The sequence below is a fragment of the Paraburkholderia sp. J8-2 genome (genome assembly GCF_905220195.1).
Lineage (GTDB): Bacteria > Pseudomonadota > Gammaproteobacteria > Burkholderiales > Burkholderiaceae > Paraburkholderia.
The window spans coordinates 16,446-39,989 of the sequence record NZ_CAJMZA010000050.1 but is presented as its reverse complement, the minus strand read 5'-3'; the positions used below and the strand labels follow the sequence as shown (position 1 = coordinate 39,989).

The window sequence follows — 23,544 nt, the reverse complement described above, 5'->3', positions numbered from 1 at the left end:
CCCTATTCACGAGCATGGCACTGGCGTTGACGCTTGAGCTTGTCGCCTGCTTTATGTGGTCGGTCGCACTTCCCGCCACGGAGGCCGCCGCGAGCGAAGCGCGCGCCGTGTCGCCTCAGGACAAGCGCGATGCAGTCAAGCCGGTTGCGCCGGTCAAGCCGGTTGCCGCTCCGATCCGCCCCACCTCCGCACCCATTCGGCCGGTAGTCCCGCAAGCGCCGATCCGCGCGCCGCGCGCCGCGTCCGAATGGCCCGCCATGCTCCGTGATCGAATGTCGCGAATCGCACAGCAAGCCGCCCAGGTAGCGAACCGGACAACGAAGCCACAGGGGGCAACATGAAAGACGCAACACCGGAGGAGGTTGCGCAATGGGGCGAGTTTTCCGGTAAGGCGATGGCCGCCCTGTATGACGCAAATCCGCAGATGACACACGCTCAGGCGTTTGCGTCCCTTGCGTTTGCCCTGTGGCTTGAACTCAACCGAACGCGCGCCGCGTAGGGCCGCATTTCGCTCGAGCAACATTACATTTACATTACAATGCTTCTTTCGATTGAATTCCCGGTACAGCAACCGGATGGCACGGTTGCACCTGAAGTGCACCGGACACCCGTCTTTTTTCTGAACAAGATTCCGGGGCGCGCAGATGTTGTCGGCGTGCGAGCGCTGATCCCGCGACTGATACGCGGCAAGCTTCCCGCCGCGAATGGCCGAAGCTGGAAGCGGGGCGCAACAATCCGGACGGTTGCCCGCATCGAGCCGAATGAGGGGGTTAGGGCGCTGCGCGATTTCATGGCGGGGCCGGTCGAAAAGCTGATCCCGCCAGAGAGCGTACACCGCGCGCCACGCGCGAAGCCGATTTGCTAGCCCTTGGTATCTCTTGGTAGCTATCGCTAGCTCTCGATAGCTACCGTTAGCTATCGATAGCGCCCGGTAGCTTTTGATAGCTCGCGCTAGCCATTGGTAGGGCAGGGAAGGGCGGCGGCAAGGGTAGCGCGGGGAGTAGGGCGCTTGCGACGCGGCCGACTCCACCCAGCGCCGGTCAAAACGAGCGCTGACGGCTCCGCCGCCCCTCCACAGTGGCGCGGCTCATGCGACCGGCCGCGAGCGGCTTGGCGGGGGCTCTATTCAATTCTGACGATGCGGGCACCGGCACCCCAGGGGGGATTTTGGGGAGCCGCCGCCGATTTACGGGGACCGATGCGGGGATAAAACACGCTGAAAGCCTTACACAGCAAGGGATACGCGGAAAGTTGATAATTGTTATTATGACAAATGAGACTTTATGGGATGCGAAAAGTGCTTGCCGCTTCTACTTTTCGCATCTACAATAAGTCACATGGAAATCACATTCGACCCGGCCAAAGACGCCATCAACCGCAAGCACGACGGGATTTCCTTGGCTGACGCCCAGCGCTTTGATTGGGCCAGTCTTGTGTACCAAGTCGATACCCGCAAGGAGTATGGCGAGGAACGGTATCGCGGCTTCGGCTACATTGACGGCCGCCTGCATATGGTTGCGTTCACGTTTCGCGATGGCACCATGCGCGTTATCAGCCTTCGCAAAGCGAACCCTAGAGAGGTCAAAGCATATGAGCAAGCGCGATAAAACCCCCGCCGAAATCGAACACGAGTTCGATTCGGCCGAAGTCCCGGCCGATGAAATCAAGGCTATGCGCCCCTTCTCCGAGCTTCTAGCCCAAAAGCGCATGGGCCGGCCGCCGAAAGAGAACCCTAAGGAACAGGTATCCGTGCGCTACGATTCGGACATTGTGGCGGCCTTCCGAGCGACAGGCGACGGATGGCAAACGCGGATGAATGATGCGCTCCGCACCTACCTGACAGAGCATCCGCTAAAGGCCGCGTGACCCGCGCCAACAGCAAAGCCCGACGCCGGGAAACCGCGTCGGGCTTTTTCATTGGGGCTACTTGCGCAATCGTCTACCACAAGCTACCATCGGCTAGCTTATGCTATCGAATGGTAGCGTAGGGTAGCGCGCGACGCTCAACACAACCAGAGCCCTAGACCATGCCAATAGTCGTACTCATGTCCCCGAAAGGCGGAGTAGGCAAAACAACCTCCTCCCTTACCCTTGCCGCTTCGATAGCGCATCGGGCGTTGCACGTTTCGCTCATCGACGCGGACCCTAACCACCCGCTCACGAAATGGCACAGCATCGGCAACGCGCCAACGGAGTACCTGACCGTTACGCAAGCCGATGAGGAGTCGATTATTGACGTAATCGAGGAGCGCTCAGCAAGCAGCGCATTCACCATCGTTGACCTTGAAGGGACAGCCGGGAAAATCGCGCTGCTAGCCGCGTCTCAGGCGGATCTAGTCATCATTCCGATGCAGGGCTCTACGCTTGACGCTGACCAGGCATCGCGAGCGCTGCGCGTCATCCGCCAACAGGAAAAGATGATGCGCCGAACGGTGCCGCACTCGATTCTCTTTACGCGCACGAATCCCGCCATCAAAACGCGCACATACACGGCGCTGGCGACCGAATTGCGCGAGCTTGGCGTAGCCATGTTCGAAACGGAATTGATGGAGCGCGAAGCGTACAAGGCGCAATTCAGCTTTGGTAGCACCATCTACCAATTGGTAGCCTCAGACGTTTCCGGACTTGAGCGAGCCCGACAGAACGCCGACGCGCTCTATACCGAAGTTTTGACCACCCTCAAGCGTGCGGAGGCAACGCAATGACAACCAAACGAGTTAGCGCCTTCAATCTTGACCCGCTTGAAGCGGAGGTTGTGCACCGCCCCGCAAAGCGCAAGCCCGTCGATAAGGCCGCAATTGACCGGCTCAGCAAGGAATCAGGCTTCGTTAGCCGGGAAGGGAAGCCGAAGCCCGCTAGCGCCCCAGCAAGCGCGCCAGAGCGCTCGCGCCGCGGATTGACCGGCCGAAGCGATCAACTGAATATCAAGTGCTCCACGGAATTTAAAGAGCGCTTGCTAGCCGTAGCGGAGCGCGAGCGCCGCACCTATGGCGAGTTGCTAGAGATGATGCTAGACGCTTTCGAGCGTGAGGCGAAGTGAGGAATAGGGCTCCGCGTGAGCCCTATTTTTTAGGGCAATTCCATTTCCTGCTGATCGGGCGGCGGCAATTGCTCGTTACCGACTAGATAGCGCTCACCATCGCCCGCCACAGGGATTTGACGCAGTTCGCTCTTGTCGTCAACTTCGCCCGCTGCCTGATCCTTTTCCGTGAGCGTGACAGCCGCATAGAAGTTTGCGAAGCGCGCGCCGCGCGCGCCTTGCCAGTAGACGCGGGAATTCATGATGTACACGTTTTGCGTCCCGGCCTTCGCGACCTGAACCCACTTGCCATCTTTCAGCACGACAACCGCGCGCTCTACAGAGCGCTCAGTTACGCCCAGTTCGTCCGCAATGGCGCGCTTACTGATAACGACCGCGTTCGTCCGGTTCATCTTGCTTGCGAGCAAATGCAGCATGCCCGCCGCCACAGGGTGCTTGATGCTCAAAGCCGTAATGGCCCGCAACGTTTGCTTTTCGACTTGCAGCCAGCCGCCCATATCGCGTAGCCCTGCCGCCTCCGTTGCAACGTTCTTCGGTAGTCTTGCCTCACTCATCGTAAGCCCCCTATCATTTCCGCGACTCTAAACGGACAATCCGCGCCGGTCAAGTCGCAAAATACGACACATAATCCCGCTCAACCCCGTCACAAATGTCGGGGTATCCCGTCACCTGTGTCGGGTTTTGATTCGCGAAATATCTAGCCTTATCAATGAGTTACGCGAAATCCGCCCGAGCGCCTTTCTTATTGTTGGTAAACCACTGGCCTAGATGACTCGCATAGGATGACCCGGATTAGGGTCTTTCCGCGCCCGACTTTCTCCCAGGCGTGTCCGGTTAGGGGTCACGATTGCGAAAAGCAGGGCCGCGACCGCCCGCGACGCTTCCCCGTATGGATAAGCCCGCTATCCCCACCACAAGGGCGGGGATAGCCCGCAAGCGGGTTCCGGACTTACCCACACTCGAAACTTTTTCCTATGGAGATAGAGAATCAAAGTCAAAACCGCGAGCACAAAAAAGCCCGCGCTGGCGAAACATTGCGCACGCAAAAAAGCCCGCCTGGCTTAGAACCGGGCGGGCTCACGTTCGGACTACTGAATTAGAAGCGGTAGCCGATGCCGACATACGCCAGATAGTCCGACTGTCGGAGCTTGATAAATGTCGTTTTCGTCTCCGTGGTCGTCGGCGTGTTGATGCTTCCCATAGTCGGGCGCGGAGAGTACGCAATCGATGCCGTGGCGAACAGGTGCGCCGTCGCGTTCCAGTTCGCGCCGACGCTGAACAAGGGGCCTACACCGGTTTTGACGCTTGCCGTCGAGCTGCCAAGCCCGCCCGCGTAGTGCGTCGAGGTCGGCGTGTTGATGGTCATCCCGATCCCCACGAACGGGCGCACGGGCCAATCGGCATTGCCGAAAAAGAATTTCGCTGACACGGAGCTAGTCAAAAGCTTGCCCGTCCCTACGTCCTGCCCCGACAGCAAGCCAGAGCCGCCCGTGTATGCGACATTGGACGGCGTTGCAATCGATACCTCACCCGCAATATGGTCCGTGGCGAAATACGTCAACTGGACGGCCGCCGCGCTCGCGCCGCCGTTGTCCTGCCATCCGCCGCCGATGAGGAAATCCCCGGCGCTTTGTGCGTGTGCGTTCCCCAGCGTGCCGATGCACAGCAAAGCCGCGAGCGCGGCCGTTTTTGTTTTCATTTTCTTGTCTCGTTTTGTTGTCGTCAGAATTGACCACAAAAGCCTACCAGGGTTTATACCGTCATACCAATAGAGCGCACATACAAAAAAAGCCCCTAGACTAAGGGGCTTAGCTTATGGTAGCTAATGGTAGCTACTTGGTCCCGGCTAGTGCGTCATAGTCGCGCTCGCACTCTGATCCGGCGATGCGGGCGCGGTCAGCGTATTCCGCCAGGACTCCTGCGCGGTCGTCAGCGCGGCGGAGCAAGTCGGCAAGCACTCCGATGGGGTCGCCGGTTGCCGCGCTGTCGCCGGTAGCGCCGGAATGCTGGGCCAGTCTTGCTTGCTGCTCGTACGTGGCGAGTTGCTTGCGCAAGCCGACAGCAGCGCTAGCAGCGCCAGCAGCGTCAGCGCGAGCAATGTCCCGTTCCTTCTTTGCGTCATTTGCGATTCCCTCTTGTTTAGACGCGCGGCGCTTCTCTTCGTCTCGCGCGTCCTGTACTGCCTTCGCTTCGTGCTGCGCGTCCGCGAGCTTCAAAGCCGAAACGTCGGAGTGCTCCCACTCATACCCGCCATAGGCACCGCCCACGAGTCCGAGCACGAGCGCACAAAGTGCAATAACCGCGTTCGGATTCACGCGCATACCCCCGTTTTCATCATTTGAGCTAGGCGCTTCGCCCGGTCGCCAACCTGCGACGCCCACGCCGAATTAAGCATGCCCGCCGACGCATCGGCCCATCGCCCTTGACGCATCGCCGCTAGCGTATTCATGAACCCGCCAAGCTTCGTGATGCCGAGGTTAAAGCACATATTCGCGAGAACGCGCTGACGAACATCATTCAAGTCCTGCCACCAAGGCAAGTGCGAATCAAGGTCCGAGAACACGTCGCACAGGTCCGCATAGAGGATCGAATCGATTGCGGCATCCGTGAGCGGGTAGACGGCGTTGGGAAGCGGCTTAGCCTGTAGGTTGTGGCCCACGGCTACCGTGTCGATTCCCTTCGTATCCTTGTACGGGACACGTCGCACGCCTTCATCGCGCTTTAGCTCCACGGTCAGCAACGTATAGTTTTCACCCTGCATCGCGTTCCCCCTTGGCGATGAAGTGAGAGAGCGTCACGAGCAAGAATCCGGCCGTCGCGATCCAGTGCGCCCAACCATGCGGCAGGTCGTGTTTCCAGTCATCAGGAATGGCGTTCCACGATTCGACAAGCTGAGGGCCGAAGCCCGCGATTGCCGTGGCGGCCGCCATAACCGCCGCGCTCACTTTTTGCCAAGTGAGCATTTCCTCTAGCTCTTTTCGTCTGAGCGCCACGACTCCCCCTTAATGTGGTCTTTCAGTTCTTCTAGGCGCGCTCGCGCTTCGCGTTCTTCGCGCCGGTCACGTCGCCACGCAAAGTAAGTGGAAACGGCAAACGTCAGGATTGCCGTCACCATGCCGACAATGATTCCTAGACCGGTCAGAGTTAGGCTCGATCCGATGGAGACAACTGCGCCCGTGTACGATGCCGTTTCAGACGGTCCAAGCTGCATTGTTCGCCCCTGTGTGTTGACAGGCGAATTATCAGCAGTCAGGAACCGCGCTAGCCGCTAGAAGTTGGCAACGTCAATGAGCAATCCGGACCAGTCAACCTCACTGACGAACGCGGTTAGATTGTTGTCGTTTCCGGAGCCCTGCTTTGCTAGCTGAAACCATCCGTGCGTCGCTGTCCCGCCAGAGTGTGACCAGCCATCGAGCCAGATGTAGTTACCAATGGCGGATGCGGCAAGCGGCGCGGCCGTCGCGCACTTAGCCGATGCGATAGCCCACGATTGATAGTTCGGACTCGAATAGCCGTGCGTGATGAATGAATTGCCCGTCGAGCCAAAAATGTTGCCCGAGATGAAACCCATAGGCTTCAGGAATGGCGCGGTTGCGTCGGCTATCAACTGCCCTGAACCATCGAACACCTGTAGACCGTAGTTCGATCCCGCGAATTGGTTCGTTTGATCGAAAACGTACACCTCGATTGACGCTACGCTTTGAGTCCAGAATTGCGCGGTCCACGAGTTGCCGCCGTTATTCTTAAGCGCGATCATTTGGCAATACGTGGACGGGCTATAGAACGCCACCACGGGGGCCGCTGCCGTGAACGTGATCGATGCAATGGGAACCGTCATATAGAACACGGAAGCGGCACCGCCGCCCCATGCAATACTCTGATTCGATGACGTTATGACTTGATGGACGCGGAGCCCGAAACAGGGCGTTGATCCGTCGATAGTGACAAGCCCCGTATCGGTCCAAGCCTGAAACCCTGCGCTCATTTAGTACCACCCAATAACGATGATTCCGCCGCAATACACGGATTGACTACCGCTCAAACTGCCATAGGTCCAAGTGACGGTATTCCCGCTTACGACAACCTCAGGCTTTTGTACATACCATTGATTCGTGGCTGAGCCATAGGTAAAGGCGCGCGAGAAGGCCGCGAATCCCGTGCGGCCGCCGCTCGTGAGGTCGCCCGACCACGAACCGGACGAACCGGCCGTGACCGTGAGAACGGCAAGCACTTTGCCGATGCGGTGCGTGGCGTCTAGGACAAGCCCGCCGCTACCGTTCCAGATTTGGAGCCCAGCAGTCATTACCAAATCCCCGCGCGAACACGCAAAACGCCGTTGCTGTCGTACGCCTGCAGAACGCCGCTAGTCAGTTGCATCCAACCGCTACCGGAGTTTGCGCCGTTGATTTCAATATCGCCCGTGTCCATGTTGAGCACGAACAGCGGCCGGCCGTTTGCCCCGTTCACCTTCGATTGCAACTGACCGCTGATGATGGCCGCGTTGATCGATGCGAGATTGATAAACGCATTGTTGATAAACGTCTGGCCATTCGTGATCGAGAATGGCGAAGTTTTATTCCCGGTCGAAGGGTCGAGCAAAACGAACGAGGAAGCGCTGACAACAAACTGCGATACTCCCGAAGCGCCATCAACACCCAGCGAGAATCCGGCCGCGTACGGCACGCCCCCGGCCGTGGTTTGAATCTTGACGGTGTACGTCGCATTGACCTTGCCCGTAAGGTCTGCATACGATTGCTGCACCGTCTGGATAGCCGATGTATTGTTTCCGGCCTGAGTCGTCAGGTTCGAAATTTCCTCAGCGGTTGCCGCATCCGTTGCGGCCTGCGCCGTCGCCTGCGTCTGGATAGCCGCCGCAATGTCATCCGCCGTTTTGGCCGTCAGCGTATCAATGCGTTGGCCCAGCGCGCCATCGGCATCAGCGCGCGCCGTTGCCTCCTCCGCGATTTGAGCCTGAATATCATTCCCTACCTGCGCCTGCAACGCCGTCACCTGATCGGAGAGTGCCGACACCGCGTCAGCGCGCGCCGTGGCCTCCTGCTGAATCTCCGCTTGGATATCGTTTCCTACCTGCGCCTGTAGATCGCTGATCTGCTGGGCCATCGCCGCCGTTTGCGTGGCCAATGTTTCGGCCTCCTGCTGAAGCTGCGCGGCTACTGTGTCGTTTACGTTCGATTCGAGGTCGATAAACTTTTGCGCGTAGGCGGATTCGAAGTCGGCGCGCGCGCTGATTTCATCCTGCACCATTGCCGACACGGTTTCGAGTTCCGTACTCACGGAGGCCGCAACGGCGCGAATGTCATCCGAGAGCGCCGAATCGGAATCCGTGCGGGCTTCGGCTTCGCTGTACACGCCAGCATTGAGCGTCGCATCACCGAACGGCGTTGCGTCATCGCCCATATACTGAATCTGCAATTGGCTCGTGAGCGTCTTGATATCCTGCGCCAAGTTTGCATCCGCGGCCTCACGTTCGGCCGTCTCTGTGCCCTGCGCGACGGACAGCGCGTCAACCTTGCCCGTGAGCGATGCAATCCCGGCAAGGTCCAGATTCGGGATTTCGTTCAGCGCGTCCTGAATGTTCGATACCGCGTCGATACTCGAAACGAGGTCTTGACTCAGTGCGTCCTTATTTACCTTGCCCGCGATGAGGTCGAGAATCGGACTTGCATCCGATGACGACTGACCATTAACGAGCGCATCATTCGGGCCGGGATACATCGCGCCAACGTTGCCCGTGGTATCGACAAGCTGAGCCCAAAACCAAAACGACTGACCGGCCGCGAGCCCCATCAAAACGGCTTTCGAGGTCGGGTATGCGTACGAGCCCAACAGCACCGCATCCGCCACATTCGGCGTGCGCGAATAGTAAAGGTCGGTGCGCTGCGTGTCGTTGGCCGTGCCATCGGCCGGGAAGCCCCAATCGATTTCGATATCGAAAAGCTGATCGAGCGACGCGGTAAGCGTGGCCACAGTCGGCGGCGCACCGGTCTTTCCCAATAGCGCAGTTGGATCGCTCACGGTCGCAAGCGAAGTAGTCCCCAGCGCATTGATGGCCGATACGCGAGCCTCATAGGTGCCCGTGTAGATGCCAGGAACGTCAACGGATAGCGCGGACACGGTGCCCGCCGTTACCCAATTGCCGCCATCCTTGCGCCACTGCACGAGGTAGGCAATAGCCGAATCCGCCTTCGCCCATGAGATCGTCATCACGTTCTTAGCCGTGCCCTGATCGATAACTTGGTATTCCGAAATAGTTACCGATGCCGGACCCGGCTGAGCCTTGGGCGGAATGACCGTCACAGGGCGCTGAGCGATCTTTACCCCGTTGTCGATAAGGTCGAACTTCCCGGGCTCGTACTGCACGCCGTTGATGGTGTAGCAGATTTGGCCGTTGTCGTCTGACTCCTCTACGCTGACCGCCGTGAATAGCTGCGCCACGAGGTCATCACTTTCGAGCATCCACACGGCACCCTTTGCGGAGTTCGCATCGTATGCCTGCGTCACGCGGATCGTGCTTCCGCTCGCTGAGTCAACCGTGCGCTTTTGCGCCACGCCATCGGGCATGATGACCGTGAGCACGTCGCCAGTCTTTACCGTGGGGGCCTTGTCCACGATGACCGTTGCGCCGTCCATGCTGCGGATACGGCCGCCCATGCGCCGCCCTGCCTTCTTGGCATCCGCAACCGCGAACACCTCACCCGGAGCGCACAGCGTGCCGTCTAGCCCAACCTGAAAGGTGACGGTATTCGTGTTGAGCTTCGAAGTCTGAATCGTCCACAGTCCAAGGCGATGCGCCTGACCCTGTGACGAAGTGCCGAATGCAGTGATTGAGGCTTTAATCACGCCATAGCGCGCGATTGCCTCATCATCCTGCACGGGCTCCACAGCCGACTTGTACTGATTCTGAGGGTCATTCCACGCGACTTGCGCGAACGTGTAGCGCGATTTGCGCTCAGAGCCAGCATAGTTGAACTTGCCGCCTACAACGTTCGCCTGCGTGTACACGTGCACCGGATCGGATGGCATATCGGCAGTGGCCACGACAGAGCCCGCGCCCCAATACGTGTTACCACGGAACACGCCTGCCAAATCCTGAAGCACCTTGAACGCGTCCGCCTGCGATTGAATCACGGCGTTACACGTAAAGCGCGGCTCCTGCCCGCCCTTGCCATCCGGCACCATCTCATCGCACCATTGAGCGATGGCGTACAGGCTCCACTTGTCGAGCGCGGAGCCGTCGATATAGCGGCCGCCGCCATAGCGCTTGTTCAGCGCCAAGTCATAAAACACCCATGCCGGGTTATTCGTCCACGCGAGTTTAAAAGTCCCGTCCCACACGCCCGCGTAAGCGCGCGTGTCCGGATCGTAATTCGACGGAACCATGACGATCCGCCCGCGCACGAGGTAGCCGCGCGTCGGCACCGACGAAAACGAGGTCGCGTCAAACGACATAGCCACGAGAGCCGTGTTCGGATAGCGCAGCTTCCGGTCAATGACTTCGGTAATGGCCTCAATGTTGATCGTGTCTTGTATGTATGAGTCGTGCGCGTTGGGCGTAACGCGCCGCACGCGCACGAGCCAGCCCGATTCAGCCTTCGGGAGTTCGATGCGGTGCGAGCGCTCATACAGGCTCGTTGTCTTGCCGTCGAATGCCGCGCTCACAACCTGCGCATAGGCCCCGCCATCGGTCGCTAGATCGATAGCGTATTCGACACGATAGCCGTTGATGTTGCCGTTGCTCTTGTCGGTCTGCGACAGCGCGGGAACGCCGAAGCGGATGCGCGCGGCCGTCAATTGCGTATTGGTCAGTTCGTGAACCCACGGCGCGTCACTCGTGAGCGCCAGCGCAATCGCGATTTCATTTTCGACCGATGGAATGCTGGGGATGAAATCTTGATCGACAGTCCCTAGCCGGGTATCGACGCTGTAATTCTGGAAATTGGCGGAGCCGTCCGCATTGAGAATCGGAGTCCCGTCAAGATAGACCGATGCAAGCCCGTTCACGAGGCCGACAATCGGCCCCTCCGAGATGATATCGAGCACCTTCGCCGTTGCCGTCGAGTGCAAGCTATCCGGGGCCTCAGTAGCCGAAGCCGACGAACTATCGCCCTTCGCGCCACGGATGGCCACAGCCCCCGCAGCGCGGCCGCGGAATGGCGTAGCCGTCGCGTCCAAGCCCGCAAAGCAAGGGCCAAGAATATCGCTCATGTTTCCCATGATTCCCCTTACACCTGATCGTCTGTATAGATGCCCGACGAACCGACTTTCGAGCCCGCCAGAATTTCGCCGTACACGATCGGCACGGGCTCCCCCTGCGCCGACGAATTAACCGGCCCATCGAAGTAATACGAGGTGCCATTGTTCGCCGTCGAGCTGAGGCCGCCCGTTTGAGGGCTCAACATCTGCATCACGCCCCCGAGCATCATTGACACGCCGAGCATGGCAACCTGAGTGCCGCCCGGGATTTCGTACGCGGTCATCACCGCGCCCACCACGGTAAGCACGGCACCGGCGATGGCCTGAAAGATGCCGCCGCGCTTCGAGCCGATAATCAGCGGCGCAATGCGAATCGGCTCGCGACCGGCCGGGAATTCAAGTCCGTCCTCACCGATGTTCGTGCGGCCGATGAATACCGCGAATTCGAGCCCAGCTTCTTTCGCGCGGGCGAGGAATTGACGAAATCCCGGGATGAGCACGCAGAGCGCCCGCACAGCCTCTCTAGGCGTCTGGATATCAAGCATGTATTGGCGGCCGAAGCGGGAGCCCGCGACGCCATACAAGCGAACCTCACGAAGCATTACGCCCCCTTGTGACGGAGAATTGTTGTCAGGCATTGCGCCCACATGCCGCCGAAAATCGCCTGGACGGAAAGCCGCCCATACAGGTGATGAATGAACCGGCCGCCGCCCACATAAACGCCCGCGTGATTCGGCTCCCCGTGCTTGCTCAGCACGGTCATTAGAAGCACGTCGCCCTCTTCGGGCTCCACGTGCGGCCCCACGTCGACGAAGCCCGCACGCGCGTAATTGTCCATGTATAGGGACTGCCCTTTTTGCTCCCACCACCTATCCGAGCGCTCAAAGTCGGGTATCGTGATTCCGCGCTCTTGCGCGTACCAATCGCGGACTATCGAATAGCAGTCATGCACGCCGTGGACAAACGGCCGGCCGATCAATGGGGCAACGTAGCCGCTGGGTCCGAACGAGTGCCAGTCGTGCACGCCAATGCGGCCATCGGCCTCAACACCGACGCTGACAATGACCCATGCGGGAATGCCAACCTTTTCGCATACGGCGCGATCTGCTGGGCTTGGAATGGCGCGCGCGTTGGGGTGAGAGTGGACTACTGCGAGTAGCGGACCAATGTCCTCAGCGTCGGCGTAATCCTCCGCCGCGATGGCGAAGTGCTCGCGCGGGTTCGTCGCGCGGTTGTGACAGGGTAGGTATCGCTGACCCTGAGGAGTGCTCACGATGAAGCCGCAACACTCCTCAGGATAGGTCAGAATTGCATGGTCAGTGATTGCGAGCTTTGCATCAGGGTCGAGATCGGTCACGAGAGAACGTCAGAGAGGAAACCCCCGTATGATAGGGGGTTACTGACCCCGAATCGGCACTCGCAACCCGTTGTTTTCATTGAGCATGCGTCTAGCGATGGATCGTCAACCGGATTGTCGTTCCGGTCGAAAAACGTTATGCCCGTCCACCCGCAATCCGCTGATTTGTACTCCCACTGGCACGCGTTGACGATCTGTCGCGCGGGTATCTGCTGCCCGCCAAAGTCGAGAGGTGACGAAAGCGTGAACGTCACGTAATCGCCCGGTTGCTCATCCGACTTCTGCTCGATGCGCCATATTTCCGTGGCCATCTCCGCATCCGGGTCCGCGTCGGCGTTGCCGTCCGGAAAGTTGACGGCATCGAGATAGCGCGCGAGCGTGCGCCGCCGACGCATAACCGCCCCCACAAGGTCATCAAGCACGATACACAGGGCGCTGATGGTCCCGTTGATATCGCCCACGGTCAGCGATGGCGTGGCCTGCTGCGCGTCCGTGGTGCGCTTAAAGCCCGTGGCCTGAATCGGCCACGCGCGGTACTCCTCACCCTGCCACGTGATCGACTGCGATTGCAAGTGACCATGAAAGCGCATGAGGTCACCGCCGATGCCCGTGCAGTCAACCTCAAACAGTTCGATAATTCGCCCCGGGTTGAGCGATTGAACGTCAGCAGCGATACCCATTCGGCCCCCGGATTAAATCTTGATACCAAGCCAGCGATTGCGAGCCGTTACCACGGCTTCGAACAGGGCCAGCAAGCCAAAGCCGATGACGGCCGCGCCCATGACGCCAACGCGATATGCGACCACCGCACCGAGCACCACGAGCACGATGCAGAGCACGAAATACGCGACCACGCGGGCCACGCCGGGATGCTTGCCGAGTATCACGTTTGTCTCGCTCCACTGAGCCGGATTGCGCGCAATGACGCACGTTTGAAGCATATCGATAACCAGCGTTGCCACAGTCAGCGCAGCGACCGCGACGAGGTAGTAAGTCATGTTTTGCATACCGCTCCCCTCAGGTTGTTTATTGGTTTTCGGCAACGAATCGCCGCATCCCTGCCACGGCACGCGATTCGCCATCCGCGAGCACGCGGCCACCAGCAACCGCAGCGTCAACCGCCGCCAGTTCGTCACGCACGCGGGCCACGTGTTGGGCCACCGTCTCCACCGGAGCGACGGGCAACCGCTCAAGCCCGCGACATAGCCAGCGCTGAAATATGCGTGCCCTGGCCAATTCACGGGCGGGAAACACGCGGTATTGCCCCGCCCGATGATCGAACACCCATAGGTCACCACGTATGGGGGCTTCCGTCGCCGCCTCTAAGTCGAAGTCGGTTAGCGCTTGATGCCCCTCCGCGTTCGTGACGAGCGCCCACTTTACAGATACGCGCTCCGCCATTTGCGGAGCGTCGCCGATGTAGTTACCCATTCGTAATCCTTAGGAGATTGCCCCGTATATTGCGCCCGTGGTTGTCCACGTCAACGCATTCCCATTCGCGGCCACCGCCTTTCCGCCACCGGCCCCGCCTTGGTACAAAGTCCCCGAGCCGTTGCCGCCCGCAGCAGAAGCAGAACCACCGGCCCCGGAGTAGCCAGAGGCCCCCGAGGCGGCAGACCCCCCGGCGCCACCACTGGCACCCCAACCGCCACCGCCACCGCCATAGACCCCAGAGAACAGGTAAGAAGTCCCGCCGCTACCACCTGAGCCCCCGCCGTTACCCGTCATGTATCCGGGTGAAGATCCGTCACAGTAGGTTGCGGCCCCACCGGTTCCGGGGCAGATACGACCGCCGCCGCCCCCGACACCACCATATTGCGTGTATGCAATGGTCCCGCCAGTGGCACCGGGGCCGCCACCAGCACCACCCGAAGCCGTGGCCATATTCCCGCCACCGGCACCGCCACCGGCACCACCCCCACCGGCTCCGGCGTTGTTGGCGTTACCGCAACCACCGCCACCGCCACCGCCCGCGATGTATCCGTTATTCTGTATTGTCAGCGGGTAAGTCGTGGACAGTGCAGGACCACCAGAACCGGGGGATTGCACAACGAAAGACGAGTTATAGAACCCGCCCTGCCCGCCGCACCCGAGGATGTACCCGTTATTAACGAGCGTGATTTTGTCGCCGCTCGAAGCCCCCGTAATCGACAATGCAGCGCTGCCGGTTGAGGTCGAATACACATACACGCCACTATTGATAGTGATCGTGATATTCGAGCGACCCGCCCCATAGCCCGCGATACTCGCGACGTTGAGCGTCACATTGGCCGCGTTGGCGGAAATGGCATAGCTGAGATTGACTGTCCCGGCCTTGCCCCGGAGGTCGGCAAAGCTGATTGCCCCGCTCGTTTTCCCGGCCATGTTGCGCACGGCCGAATCGTTCAGGCTGATTGTGGCGTTGCTGGCCTTCTGTAGCTCCGTGTTGACCTGAGAGAACGAAAGCGAGCCGGTTGCGGGTAGCGTCATTGGCGCACCCCGAAGCGGCTTTCCAGTTCGAGCAAGCGGCGCGCGAGCATCACGACAGCCGTCAACGCTGCGTTTCCGTATGCCACGCTCAGCATTCCATCCCGGCCGGTCAGCACAGCATCGGGCATCACGCGGCGGAGCGATTGAGCGCTGACCCCAACCTGCGTTAGCTCGATATCCGTGCGGTCATACACGCCACACTTGACCGCCGCAAGCCGCTCGATAAATTCCGCGTCGAGCGTGCGCCAATTCTTTTTGAGCCGTTCGTCTGAATAGCCCGTGACGTTCGCACCTGTGGAAAAGTTACCGGACGCGTCGAGCGAAGCCGTATTCACGAACGATTGCACGGCACCGGCCGCAACCGATGCCGCCGCGTAGAACATGAACGATCCGCCGCCCTGCTGTAGATACGAGGCACCGCCTTGAAAGATCGCCGTATTCCCCGCCGTGCCGCGCACGGTGTTGTTTCCGAAAAAGCCGTTGCCGCCACCGCCGCTATACATCGAACAGGAATACGAATAGATCGACGCTGGGTCAGTGGGGAGCGCCGTATTCACTGACGAATCGAGAAACACGGGGGCGCGGTGCGCCACGGTGCCAGAGAACAGCGCGGAGCCGCCGACTTGCAACGTAGACGCGCCATCATCGGCACCAATCGCGGTGCCGAGCATCACGCGACCACTGGCCCCAACGCGAATCCGCTCCTGCTGCGCGGTGCCGCCTATCGGGGTCGTGTAGAGCCGCCAACCGGTCCCCATCGCGGAGGCCGTAAAGCCCTCCTCCGCCCATGCGGTAAATGAGGCCGTTTCCGCGTAGGCTCCGCCGTTGTATCCCGACAGGCTCAAGCCACCAATGGCCGTACCAGAGGTGGTAGCCGTGGGGGCCGCCGAAGTGCCCGACGCAGAGCGCGAGCGGTAGCCCTGATACGAGCCATAGGCATAGAGCACGTGCGAGCCGTTGACCTGGCTGATTTCGCCAAGCACCTGAAGCTGTGAATTGCCGTTATCGGTAGCGCCGCCGAGCAAGACGCGCCCCGCTGCGTTCTTTTGCACCGCCGACGATTCGAGCGCCGTCACTTCCGACTGTAGCGCGGACAGGTCGGAGGCGCTGGCCTTCGTCGCCATCTGGTTCGTGATCGCGGCCGCATAGTCCGCGTTGTCCCCCAGCGCGTCAGCGAGTTCCTTAAGCGTATCGAGCGCGGTAGGTGCGCCGCCGACAACGCCCGCGATTGCCTGCTGAACGAATGCCGTGCTCGCGGCCTGATCGGTGTTCGTTGCGGCCGCCGCCGTGGGGACCCGGGGAACGCCCGCGAATTGCGGGCTATCAATCGGCGCGCGCGTGGTATCGGTAGGGTGCACATGATCGCCACGCGCCCACGAGTTAGCCGCCCCGGGCGTGGCTTGCCCGTCCATCGGCGGCGCATCGTCGGAGAAGCCTGCGCCCGTAACGCCTTCGATGGCCGCTACAACCTGCTCATCCGTGTACTGCTGCGCGGCCGCCAATGTCTGAGCCGTGGTCGTGTTCGTGTACTGCTTCGCCGCCGCGAGCGTCGCCGTGTCGCCGGAATCCATTCGGTCATTGGCGGCCGCCGTTACCGCCGTGTCGCCCGAATAAATCCGATCGTTTGCCGCCTCCGTGGCCGCGCTGATGCTCGTATCGACATACGAGGTATCGGCCTTGAGCGTCAGCGCGTTCGTTACCGTCGCCGCATAGTTCGCGTTGTCGCCCAGCGCGTCGGCTAGCTCTTTCAGCGTGTTGAGCGCACCCGGAGCGCCATCAATCACGGCCGCGATTGCCGCCTGGACGAATGCCGTCGAAGCCGCTTGCCCCGTATCGGTTCCGAGTGCCGCCGTGGGCACCGTGGGAACGCCCGTCAACGTGGGCGAATCGATAACCGCCGCCGTGTCCGATACCGAGCGCAGCAGGACACCCCAGCCAACCGCGCCATCCGCGTCCACAAGCGCCCCGTCACCCGGATTTAATACCACGAGCCCAACAGAGTCCCCGGAGCCGTCAGCGGCCGCCAAATAGGCCGCAACAGTCCCCGTATTGCGCAACAGAATGACGGCATCGGCTCCCGCGTCCGTGGAAGCGGGAAGCTTGACCGCGCCCGAAGCCGTGAGCGCGATATTGACGCGGCGGCCCACGTGATCGGCAACCGTGAGCGCTGAGCCCGGGTCCGTCACCGCTACAGCGGAGGTCAGCGCCGCCTGAGTCGAGAGAACGCCGATATTGCTTTGAAGCTTCTTGCCTACGCCCCGGAACGTGTCGCCCCCTACCCCCGTAGGCTCAACGCCCAAATCTATTTGCTGTAGTGCGCTCATTCGTCGTCCTGTAAATCGAAAGTCTGCTGGAATGTTGCGGTCATCGTCCACGTGTCGCCGTCTTTCGTCGGAGGCGTCCACGTCTCTGAATAGAACACCAAGGGCGCATCCTCAAGCGGGGGCGTCCACAGGAACGAGGTAGCACCACCGGCCGCTTTCAGAAACGCGAGAATCGCCTTGATCTTGGCTTCACCGCCGATAAACTGAAGCGCGTATTGCGTGCTTACGTTATTCAGTCCATCGGCCGCCCGCTGCTCGTATCCGTCGCCAAACTTGGCGGAGCGCACAACGGTTGACGTTGTGCCGCTGAAGTTGGCGACGGTAGGAACCCAATCGAATGTATCCACTTATACGGCTCCGTTTTTCAACTGCCACGCGTAGCCGCCTTGGCCCTTCATCTTTGCGGCAATTCGGGAGTCTACTAGCGCCTGTACCTGAGTTTTGAGCCATTGCGCGTCACTCTTATCGAGCCCGCCCGCGCCTCCGCCATCGACCGTGACGCTCACGCTATTCGTGACGGATGAGGAGCCCGACGAAGCCGCGGCCGCCGATCCGACAGCGCCCCCGGTCGCGTAATGCGCCGCCGCGTGAACGTGCGCGCCAGAGTTCAGCGCATCGAGGGTGCCGACGCCAATGCGCTTGACCGTCGCCGCGTTGAGCACATATTCGCCATCGCTGAGCATTGCCGGGATGCTATCGCTCGTGCTCGTACCGGGTCCAGCAACGGAGCCGCCGCCCGCAAGATGAATCGACGCGCCATCCGCTGCGCTCGCGCCGCTGTCCCCACCGCCAAAGTACGAGCTGACCGCCGACGCGGCCCAATTGAAGAGGCCCGAAATAGCCGCCTTGGCGGCCATGCGCTCAATGTCGGTTATGACCGATTTAGCAAGGTCACCGAAATGCAGCGTTCCCGTGTTGCAGAACGTGACAAACGCATCCTCCATGCCGCGAAACACGTCACTGAATGCCGACGACACCTGAGAAGCGACGTTCGAAGCCTCCTCCGAATAGCTCTTGATTGCCTTCGTCGCGCCGGTCGTCCAATCCGCATTGGCGGCCTTGATGCGCGCGTTGCCCTCCTCCGCGATTTCGACGCTTTGGTTATAGTAGTCGGTCAGCGCCGCCTTTTCTTGGTCGTACTGCTTTTGATCGATACGCCCTTCGGTCAGTTCCTTATCGAGTTCCGCGCTTTTCTTGTTGTAGTCCTTCTGAATCGAAAGCATTTGGTCATACATGCGCGCTTCGTCCGGCCCCATCGTCAGCTTGGCAACCGCCAGATTGGCTTGCTCCTGCTGGGTCTGAAGCTGCGCGCCAAGCGCATCCGTGTACGCCTTGACGGCCGCTACGCGCTTATCATCAATCGCCTGCGATGCCGCCGCGTGGTTCTTGTCCAGATTTTCGAGCGCAGCGTAGGTGTTCGCCACTTCGCCCTTGTACTTCGCGAGCGCGGCCGTTTGCTTTTTGCCCTTCGCGGCCTCTACCTCTTGCTGCTCGATAGCGAGTTCGGCCAGCAGCGCCTTTTTGCGCGCATCGTATTCCGCATCAACGTACGCCTGCGCATCGAGCTTGCCCGACTCGTGCAGCGCCTTGATGCGCTCAAGCGATGCCGCGAGGTCTTTTTCGATCCCCTTGATTTGTTCGTTGTCCGCAGCAAGTGCCGTAGAAGAGGAGTTCTCACCGACTGAGGAATACTGCTTGCGCGCGGCCGCAATCGTGGCGTCACGTTCGGCGGCAAACTGCTTCATTTGGTCGCCGCTGTACTTCCCTGACGATGCGCGCGTGTTGTACGCGTCATTCGCATCCTGCATGGCCTTGGCCAGCTTTTGCGCGTTCGTGCGCGCGTTCGCGGCCATCGTTTCGGTGCGGATATGACTTTCCGTCACCTCATCGGCGGCGGCTTTATCCTGCGCCGCCTTGATGTGCGCGCTGACGGCCGCCTGCGCGTCATCTACAGCCTTTTGCGCATCCTCCACGGCTTTCTTGCGGTCAGCATCGGAGCCAATCCCGAGCGTGCCGAGAAAGGTTGTCGAGCCGTGCGTCATGTAATCGGCTTTCGCTTCGTCCAGACGCTTTTGCGCTTTCGTCAGCAAGTCCGCATCGGTATCGGCCTTGCCCCAATCCTTCATTGCCGACCACGCATCGTGCATGACCGAGACAAAGCCGCGCCATGCCGCCGCCATCGTCCCTACGTTCTGGACTTGCTTTGACGCCTGATCGTCCACCGCTTCCATTGCGACCTTGAGCGCGCCTTGCTTGTCGCCCGACTCCTGAAGCGCCTTGATATGGTCGTAAATCGCTGGCGTCAGTTGGTGCATGCTTTCGTTCAGCTTGACGGAGCCCGCGAGAGGGTCATCGAACATCGGTTCCAGCGCCTTTTGCGCCTCCTCCGCCGATTGCCCCGTTGCCTTCGCGTAATCCATCACCGCCTTGGCCGCCGCTTCGAGCACGTCTCCACTGACCTTGCCCGACGAAATGAGGCCCGCCAGAACGTCTTGCGCGGTGCCCTCACCACCCGGGAGCGAGCTGAGCGACTTGGCCAGCGTGTTGATCTGGCCCGCCGTGGTGCCCGCGTAGTCGCCGCTCATCTGAATCGCTTGATCGAGCTTGGCGGACTCAGCGGCACCCATCGCCATAGCGGTCCCCACCGTAATAGCCGCCGCCGCCAATAGCGACAGGGCCGCCCCGGCAGGGGTCGCCAGCAGCTTCCAGAGCTGCATCTGATTCGTGAGCACCATTGCGGAGCCGCCGAGGCGCTTAAAGTTGCCCGTGGCGGCTTCGTGAGCCATGACCATCATTTCCCGCATCGCACCCGCGCCGCCGTGCGTGGCGGAGGCCATGCCGTTCGTTGCCGTTTCAGTGGCCTTGATTTGGTCAATGTACTTTTGCGCCGAATCGGCAACGCCAAGCTGCGCCGCACGGAGGGACAGCAATTCGGAGCGTGACTTGCCCGCGGAATCCGCCTGACGCGCGAGACTTTCAATGAACGATTTGACGGCGCGCTGCTGTCGAGCCGACGAATCCTCAGTGACGGCCGCGCTTTGGTCGAGCGCGGATTTGACGGACGCGGCCGTGTCTGCAACACGCCCCTGATAGTCGGAAAACGCCTTTTTTGCGCGCTGTAGGCCCGATTCAACGCCGTCCGCGTTGACGGTCAAATCATATTGGGTCTGCTGCTGATTAGACAATTCCCGCCTCCGTGAGCGATTGATTGATCTGCGTACGAATGGCGTCTATCTGCGCCTGCTTCGTGACTTCGATGGCGGGCCTGAAAAACGGGCGCGCGGCCATCCTGCTCGTGCCGTACTCATAAAACCGGAGGTAATAAGCCTCAGCCGACCACGTAACGCGGTATGTCGCCATTCGAGCGGCAACGGATTTTTCGGGGATATAGGCCACGAGGAGCGCTTCAGCGCCGAAGCCAACCGGATATTGTTTTGAGCCCTGATGGTGATTCATGGGGCCGATAGGGGCTCGATACTGGGCCTCTTTCAGCACGACAGAGGCGGCGGCCGCCCCTGCCTTGCGTAACGCCGACTCCCCAAACGCATCGCCCATCCGCTTTAGGAAATCCGAGAACCCATCCGGGTTCTGGATCGAAATGACCGGCTTTGACATCAGGGCTTCCCCTTGCGCCTGCGCTTTCCGAATAGCGCCGCTTTCATCAGCGCCGTTTGCTCAACCGGGTCAGGTAGCAACAGGGGCGCATCACCCTTTGCCGTGTCCGGTCTGCTCGCCAGGCCAAACCACGGGAAAACGTCGATAACGCCGAACGGCTTAGGGCGCCTCTTCGAATTGCGGTTGACGTTGTAGATTGCCGCCGCCAGAGTGCCCGCGCGCAAGTCATCGGCTTCGGGGCCGAAGAGTTCAAGGCCAGAATAGGCCATCCACTCCACGAATTCCGCGCTGCTTACCTCCTGCTGGCAACGCGCCACCGACATACCGAGTTCACGCGCGAGCCGGAACCAAAACAAGGTTTCCGGGCGGCGCTTCAGTTTTTTGCGGCCTCCTCCACAGCGGAAGCGCCGAAGCCGTTTAAACGCATTGCCACGCCGACGATGCGCGCAAGCACCTCCTCAGACTTGTTCGCAATAACGCCCAAGTCATCATCGGTAAAGATCGGCACGCCCGCCTCATCGACCACCGTTGCAGCAACCATATGAGCCGCGAATTCGTTGGGCGTGTGCTCCGTTTTCAGCGATTTCATGAGCTTTTCGCGCTGCGCGCCGCTCATCACTGACACGCGCACCGGGCCGCCCCATTCCGGCACGTCCACCTGTTCCGATGCGCGGTCGCGCGCGGCCAGAATCTTTTCACGAGTCAACATCCGTTTTCCCCTCTATGCTGTGTTGTTATGCGGCGGGCCGGCCGCTGAGACTGGCCCGCCATCGGCATTACTGCGCGCCGCCCGCTGCGGCTTCGGCGGCCGCCTCTTCGTCGCTCAGCGAAGTCACCGCGTCATCGGTTTCCGCCGATACGACAGCGCCCGAGATGGTGAGCGCGACGGTCGAAGTCATCACCGCATCGACACCGCCGCTGATCGGAAACGACTTGACGTAGGCCGAAAACGTCTCCGTCGAGCCGTCCGGATAGCGGAGCTTGAATTGCTCGAGCGTCGAAGAGACTTGCGCGGCCTTGAGCGCGGCTTGACCCGGGTCTTTGAGATTGCGGTTCACGTCGAGCGAGAACGAGCCGTTATCCACGAGCCCGAGCATCTTTTCTTTCGCGACCGAATCCAAGTCCGTCACGTCGAGTTCGGAGGCCGTGCCGTCGAAGCCCGAAAACGACTTCAGATTGCGAACCGGCGTCCACGTAGCTTGCGCGCCGCTGTCCGCCGAGTTGATGAAAAAGCGCGAACCCTGCGCCGAAATTGCTGTGCTGGACATTAGTCCTCCGTTTCAGTGAACCACAGTGAAAAGTCTTGCCGGAACCCGTAGAGCCGGGTTTCGGCCTCATATGCCGCCGTTGCCGCCCCGATTGCCGCGCATCCCTGCGCCTTCATCGCGAGCCGACACGCGCGAATCAGCCGACGCGCACTCATCCGCGTATCCGCCCATACCGCGACCTGCATGCGGGCGTTCTGCATCGAGTCAGAGCCGTCCAAATCGGTCACGTCCTGCCCGCCGATGCACTGGTACACAACATAGGGCTTAGCCGCCGTGGGCGGCGCTACCGAGTCGTGTATTTCGGCGCATCCCGTTGCCCGCAATGCCGCCAGGGTGATCGTTTCCGCGCTAACCATTCGTTCCCCGTTCGCGAGTGCAAACAAAGTCAGTGAATTCGCGCCCTTCGTAATCCGGCATATCCGCGTCAACGGAGAACACCTCTTCGTCAACCGCCTGACCGTCAACGAACTTGAGGAGCACGATGCGCCAACCGTTCTGCGCGTCCGTCCGATACCGCGTGCGGATCGACGCCTTAACTGTCCCGTCTTGCTCGCTTGCCAGAATCGCTTGCAAGCCGCTCGCGAGCTTGAGCGAGGCCCACACAGTGGCCACCGCTTCGAAGCCGCCTGTAGGCTGATCTAGTTCATCCTTGGCCGTGGACGGGCGTTCGATGCGGACACGCCGATTAAGCTTCAGGTCAGCCATCAGAGCCCCGGCGTGATGCGGAACGGACGCAGCAGCGTGCGCGACGAAAACGGAAGCACAACGGTTTTCTGCGGTGCCGAATCCGTGCGATTGCTATACATTTCCGCGAACGTTTTGAGAATCGCGGCCTTGATTGCGCCGTTGACGATCATCGCCGTATCCGCGGCTGTCCCGTCAGCAATGGCGGCCGCGAGCGTGTCTTGATCCTCATACACCTGCCGATTGAGGAATGCGACCGCCTCAGCCTCCGCGCCCTCTAGCACCGCTTGCGCTACGTCATCATCCGCGCCCGCATCTTGACGGACGAAGCTGAGAGCCAGCGACAGGGGCACAAGCGCCATTACTTCGCCGCCTTGGTCGCTGCCGTGGCCACGGCGGCCGCCTTCTTGACCGGCGCTTCGGAGCCCTCGATTGCGCCCATTTCAGCGGCGGCGGATTCGAGTTCGGGCGGGCATTCGTTGCCCGGCTCGTACTCCGTAGCGTGGATTTCGCCCTTGCATGCACCGCGCCATTTCTTGATGAATTTCGCCACCGCCACCCCCTTAGATAAAA

General features: G+C 60.6%; 31 protein-coding genes and 1 pseudogene. 7 read left to right on the top strand and 25 right to left on the bottom strand.

Translation table 11 applies throughout. The features are described from left to right. From U5A52_RS41435 to U5A52_RS41405, 7 genes and pseudogenes are all read left to right on the top strand, one after another. Positions 1 to 341: pseudogene (locus tag U5A52_RS41435) on the top strand (hypothetical protein); the annotation flags it as partial. After that, the gene (locus tag U5A52_RS41430; protein WP_321940087.1) at positions 338 to 499 is read left to right on the top strand and encodes a hypothetical protein; all 162 of its coding nucleotides are present in this window, start codon (positions 338 to 340) and stop codon (positions 497 to 499) included. The pseudogene U5A52_RS41435 and the gene U5A52_RS41430, both read left to right, overlap by 4 nt. Before the next feature lie 39 nt (positions 500 to 538). Continuing rightward, complete coding sequence (locus tag U5A52_RS41425) at positions 539 to 865, top strand: hypothetical protein (RefSeq protein WP_321940085.1); 327 nt, start codon at positions 539 to 541, stop codon at positions 863 to 865. Positions 866 to 1,337: 472 nt separating this feature from the next. Next, positions 1,338 to 1,607: a BrnT family toxin gene (locus tag U5A52_RS41420; protein WP_321940083.1), complete on the top strand. Its 270-nt coding sequence runs from the start codon at positions 1,338 to 1,340 to the stop codon at positions 1,605 to 1,607. Next, a complete protein-coding gene (locus U5A52_RS41415; RefSeq protein ID WP_321940081.1) occupies positions 1,591 to 1,866 on the top strand; it encodes a BrnA antitoxin family protein in 276 nt (91 codons plus the stop codon). Before U5A52_RS41420 ends, U5A52_RS41415 begins: the two co-directional genes overlap by 17 nt. 161 nt (positions 1,867 to 2,027) lie before the next feature. After that, entirely contained in the window at positions 2,028 to 2,705 is a 678-nt protein-coding gene (locus U5A52_RS41410; RefSeq protein WP_321940079.1) for a ParA family protein, read from the top strand. Next, positions 2,702 to 3,040 (top strand): hypothetical protein, encoded by a 339-nt coding sequence (locus U5A52_RS41405; RefSeq protein ID WP_321940077.1) that lies wholly within the window; start codon positions 2,702 to 2,704, stop codon positions 3,038 to 3,040. The genes U5A52_RS41410 and U5A52_RS41405 overlap by 4 nt, the downstream gene beginning before the upstream one ends. Positions 3,041 to 3,069: 29 nt before the next feature. Here the strand turns inward: U5A52_RS41405 and U5A52_RS41400 are convergent, their stop codons facing one another. The 25 genes from U5A52_RS41400 to U5A52_RS41280 all read right to left on the bottom strand — a co-directional run bounded on the left by U5A52_RS41400 (position 3,070) and on the right by U5A52_RS41280 (position 23,524). Beyond that, positions 3,070 to 3,594, bottom strand: coding sequence for a replication/maintenance protein RepL (locus tag U5A52_RS41400; RefSeq protein ID WP_321940075.1), 525 nt, complete (start codon positions 3,592 to 3,594; stop codon positions 3,070 to 3,072). 542 nt (positions 3,595 to 4,136) lie between these two features. Continuing rightward, positions 4,137 to 4,778 carry an OmpW/AlkL family protein gene (locus U5A52_RS41395; RefSeq protein WP_321940073.1) on the bottom strand — a complete coding sequence of 214 codons (642 nt, stop codon included), beginning with the start codon at positions 4,776 to 4,778 and terminating at the stop codon, positions 4,137 to 4,139. A 94-nt stretch (positions 4,779 to 4,872) separates the two neighbouring features. Further along, complete coding sequence (locus U5A52_RS41390) at positions 4,873 to 5,361, bottom strand: DUF2514 family protein (protein WP_321940071.1); 489 nt, start codon at positions 5,359 to 5,361, stop codon at positions 4,873 to 4,875. Further along, positions 5,352 to 5,801 carry a glycoside hydrolase family protein gene (locus U5A52_RS41385; RefSeq protein WP_321940070.1) on the bottom strand — a complete coding sequence of 150 codons (450 nt, stop codon included), beginning with the start codon at positions 5,799 to 5,801 and terminating at the stop codon, positions 5,352 to 5,354. Before U5A52_RS41385 ends, U5A52_RS41390 begins: the two co-directional genes overlap by 10 nt. Then, the gene (locus tag U5A52_RS41380) at positions 5,791 to 6,033 is read right to left on the bottom strand and encodes a hypothetical protein (RefSeq protein ID WP_321940068.1); all 243 of its coding nucleotides are present in this window, start codon (positions 6,031 to 6,033) and stop codon (positions 5,791 to 5,793) included. Before U5A52_RS41380 ends, U5A52_RS41385 begins: the two co-directional genes overlap by 11 nt. 275 nt (positions 6,034 to 6,308) lie before the next feature. Further along, complete coding sequence (locus tag U5A52_RS41375; protein ID WP_321940067.1) at positions 6,309 to 7,025, bottom strand: hypothetical protein; 717 nt, start codon at positions 7,023 to 7,025, stop codon at positions 6,309 to 6,311. After that, positions 7,026 to 7,343, bottom strand: coding sequence for a hypothetical protein (locus U5A52_RS41370; RefSeq protein WP_321940065.1), 318 nt, complete (start codon positions 7,341 to 7,343; stop codon positions 7,026 to 7,028). Then, a complete protein-coding gene (locus U5A52_RS41365) occupies positions 7,343 to 11,266 on the bottom strand; it encodes a phage tail protein (protein WP_321940064.1) in 3,924 nt (1,307 codons plus the stop codon). Before U5A52_RS41365 ends, U5A52_RS41370 begins: the two co-directional genes overlap by 1 nt. Before the next feature lie 17 nt (positions 11,267 to 11,283). Continuing rightward, positions 11,284 to 11,856 (bottom strand): tail assembly protein, encoded by a 573-nt coding sequence (locus U5A52_RS41360; RefSeq protein WP_321940063.1) that lies wholly within the window; start codon positions 11,854 to 11,856, stop codon positions 11,284 to 11,286. After that, positions 11,856 to 12,611: a C40 family peptidase gene (locus U5A52_RS41355; RefSeq protein WP_321940062.1), complete on the bottom strand. Its 756-nt coding sequence runs from the start codon at positions 12,609 to 12,611 to the stop codon at positions 11,856 to 11,858. Before U5A52_RS41355 ends, U5A52_RS41360 begins: the two co-directional genes overlap by 1 nt. Then, complete coding sequence (locus U5A52_RS41350; protein ID WP_321940060.1) at positions 12,608 to 13,291, bottom strand: phage minor tail protein L; 684 nt, start codon at positions 13,289 to 13,291, stop codon at positions 12,608 to 12,610. The genes U5A52_RS41355 and U5A52_RS41350 overlap by 4 nt, the downstream gene beginning before the upstream one ends. 12 nt (positions 13,292 to 13,303) lie before the next feature. Next, entirely contained in the window at positions 13,304 to 13,618 is a 315-nt protein-coding gene (locus U5A52_RS41345; RefSeq protein WP_321940058.1) for a hypothetical protein, read from the bottom strand. A 19-nt stretch (positions 13,619 to 13,637) separates the two neighbouring features. After that, a complete protein-coding gene (locus U5A52_RS41340) occupies positions 13,638 to 14,042 on the bottom strand; it encodes a hypothetical protein (protein ID WP_321940056.1) in 405 nt (134 codons plus the stop codon). Positions 14,043 to 14,051: 9 nt separating this feature from the next. After that, complete coding sequence (locus U5A52_RS41335; protein WP_321940054.1) at positions 14,052 to 15,080, bottom strand: hypothetical protein; 1,029 nt, start codon at positions 15,078 to 15,080, stop codon at positions 14,052 to 14,054. Further along, entirely contained in the window at positions 15,077 to 17,404 is a 2,328-nt protein-coding gene (locus U5A52_RS41330) for a tail fiber domain-containing protein (protein ID WP_321940052.1), read from the bottom strand. The genes U5A52_RS41335 and U5A52_RS41330 overlap by 4 nt, the downstream gene beginning before the upstream one ends. After that, positions 17,401 to 17,751: a phage tail protein gene (locus tag U5A52_RS41325; RefSeq protein WP_321940050.1), complete on the bottom strand. Its 351-nt coding sequence runs from the start codon at positions 17,749 to 17,751 to the stop codon at positions 17,401 to 17,403. Before U5A52_RS41325 ends, U5A52_RS41330 begins: the two co-directional genes overlap by 4 nt. Beyond that, positions 17,752 to 20,589 (bottom strand): phage tail tape measure protein, encoded by a 2,838-nt coding sequence (locus U5A52_RS41320; RefSeq protein ID WP_321940048.1) that lies wholly within the window; start codon positions 20,587 to 20,589, stop codon positions 17,752 to 17,754. It lies immediately after the preceding gene. Next, positions 20,582 to 21,019, bottom strand: a complete 438-nt coding sequence (locus U5A52_RS41315) for an HK97-gp10 family putative phage morphogenesis protein (protein WP_321940047.1) — start codon at positions 21,017 to 21,019, stop codon at positions 20,582 to 20,584. The genes U5A52_RS41320 and U5A52_RS41315 overlap by 8 nt, the downstream gene beginning before the upstream one ends. Then, on the bottom strand, positions 21,019 to 21,375 hold the full coding sequence (locus U5A52_RS41310) for a hypothetical protein (protein ID WP_321940045.1): 357 nt from the start codon (positions 21,373 to 21,375) through the stop codon (positions 21,019 to 21,021). Before U5A52_RS41310 ends, U5A52_RS41315 begins: the two co-directional genes overlap by 1 nt. 17 nt (positions 21,376 to 21,392) lie before the next feature. Beyond that, positions 21,393 to 21,725, bottom strand: coding sequence for a hypothetical protein (locus U5A52_RS41305; protein ID WP_321940043.1), 333 nt, complete (start codon positions 21,723 to 21,725; stop codon positions 21,393 to 21,395). 70 nt (positions 21,726 to 21,795) lie between these two features. Further along, on the bottom strand, positions 21,796 to 22,287 hold the full coding sequence (locus tag U5A52_RS41300; RefSeq protein ID WP_321940041.1) for a phage tail tube protein: 492 nt from the start codon (positions 22,285 to 22,287) through the stop codon (positions 21,796 to 21,798). Further along, on the bottom strand, positions 22,287 to 22,643 hold the full coding sequence (gene gp17, locus U5A52_RS41295; RefSeq protein WP_321940039.1) for a tail completion protein gp17: 357 nt from the start codon (positions 22,641 to 22,643) through the stop codon (positions 22,287 to 22,289). Before gp17 ends, U5A52_RS41300 begins: the two co-directional genes overlap by 1 nt. Further along, positions 22,636 to 22,992, bottom strand: a complete 357-nt coding sequence (locus U5A52_RS41290; RefSeq protein ID WP_321940037.1) for a phage head closure protein — start codon at positions 22,990 to 22,992, stop codon at positions 22,636 to 22,638. Before U5A52_RS41290 ends, gp17 begins: the two co-directional genes overlap by 8 nt. Beyond that, entirely contained in the window at positions 22,992 to 23,333 is a 342-nt protein-coding gene (locus U5A52_RS41285) for a head-tail connector protein (protein ID WP_321940035.1), read from the bottom strand. The genes U5A52_RS41290 and U5A52_RS41285 overlap by 1 nt, the downstream gene beginning before the upstream one ends. After that, positions 23,333 to 23,524, bottom strand: coding sequence for a hypothetical protein (locus tag U5A52_RS41280; protein WP_321940033.1), 192 nt, complete (start codon positions 23,522 to 23,524; stop codon positions 23,333 to 23,335). The genes U5A52_RS41285 and U5A52_RS41280 overlap by 1 nt, the downstream gene beginning before the upstream one ends. Between the last annotated feature and the right edge of the window lie 20 nt (positions 23,525 to 23,544).

Coding starts and splice junctions, on each gene's coding strand:
- U5A52_RS41430 (WP_321940087.1), top strand. CDS start 338: ATGAAAGACGCAACACCGGAGGAGGTTGCGCAATGGGGCGAGTTTTCC.
- U5A52_RS41425 (WP_321940085.1), top strand. CDS start 539: ATGCTTCTTTCGATTGAATTCCCGGTACAGCAACCGGATGGCACGGTT.
- U5A52_RS41420 (WP_321940083.1), top strand. CDS start 1,338: ATGGAAATCACATTCGACCCGGCCAAAGACGCCATCAACCGCAAGCAC.
- U5A52_RS41415 (WP_321940081.1), top strand. CDS start 1,591: ATGAGCAAGCGCGATAAAACCCCCGCCGAAATCGAACACGAGTTCGAT.
- U5A52_RS41410 (WP_321940079.1), top strand. CDS start 2,028: ATGCCAATAGTCGTACTCATGTCCCCGAAAGGCGGAGTAGGCAAAACA.
- U5A52_RS41405 (WP_321940077.1), top strand. CDS start 2,702: ATGACAACCAAACGAGTTAGCGCCTTCAATCTTGACCCGCTTGAAGCG.
- U5A52_RS41400 (WP_321940075.1), bottom strand. CDS start 3,594: ATGAGTGAGGCAAGACTACCGAAGAACGTTGCAACGGAGGCGGCAGGG.
- U5A52_RS41390 (WP_321940071.1), bottom strand. CDS start 5,361: ATGCGCGTGAATCCGAACGCGGTTATTGCACTTTGTGCGCTCGTGCTC.
- U5A52_RS41385 (WP_321940070.1), bottom strand. CDS start 5,801: ATGCAGGGTGAAAACTATACGTTGCTGACCGTGGAGCTAAAGCGCGAT.
- U5A52_RS41375 (WP_321940067.1), bottom strand. CDS start 7,025: ATGAGCGCAGGGTTTCAGGCTTGGACCGATACGGGGCTTGTCACTATC.
- U5A52_RS41370 (WP_321940065.1), bottom strand. CDS start 7,343: ATGACTGCTGGGCTCCAAATCTGGAACGGTAGCGGCGGGCTTGTCCTA.
- U5A52_RS41365 (WP_321940064.1), bottom strand. CDS start 11,266: ATGAGCGATATTCTTGGCCCTTGCTTTGCGGGCTTGGACGCGACGGCT.
- U5A52_RS41360 (WP_321940063.1), bottom strand. CDS start 11,856: ATGCTTCGTGAGGTTCGCTTGTATGGCGTCGCGGGCTCCCGCTTCGGC.
- U5A52_RS41350 (WP_321940060.1), bottom strand. CDS start 13,291: ATGGGTATCGCTGCTGACGTTCAATCGCTCAACCCGGGGCGAATTATC.
- U5A52_RS41345 (WP_321940058.1), bottom strand. CDS start 13,618: ATGCAAAACATGACTTACTACCTCGTCGCGGTCGCTGCGCTGACTGTG.
- U5A52_RS41340 (WP_321940056.1), bottom strand. CDS start 14,042: ATGGGTAACTACATCGGCGACGCTCCGCAAATGGCGGAGCGCGTATCT.
- U5A52_RS41335 (WP_321940054.1), bottom strand. CDS start 15,080: ATGACGCTACCCGCAACCGGCTCGCTTTCGTTCTCTCAGGTCAACACG.
- U5A52_RS41330 (WP_321940052.1), bottom strand. CDS start 17,404: ATGAGCGCACTACAGCAAATAGATTTGGGCGTTGAGCCTACGGGGGTA.
- U5A52_RS41315 (WP_321940047.1), bottom strand. CDS start 21,019: ATGTCAAAGCCGGTCATTTCGATCCAGAACCCGGATGGGTTCTCGGAT.
- U5A52_RS41300 (WP_321940041.1), bottom strand. CDS start 22,287: ATGTCCAGCACAGCAATTTCGGCGCAGGGTTCGCGCTTTTTCATCAAC.
- gp17 (WP_321940039.1), bottom strand. CDS start 22,643: ATGGTTAGCGCGGAAACGATCACCCTGGCGGCATTGCGGGCAACGGGA.
- U5A52_RS41290 (WP_321940037.1), bottom strand. CDS start 22,992: ATGGCTGACCTGAAGCTTAATCGGCGTGTCCGCATCGAACGCCCGTCC.
- U5A52_RS41285 (WP_321940035.1), bottom strand. CDS start 23,333: ATGGCGCTTGTGCCCCTGTCGCTGGCTCTCAGCTTCGTCCGTCAAGAT.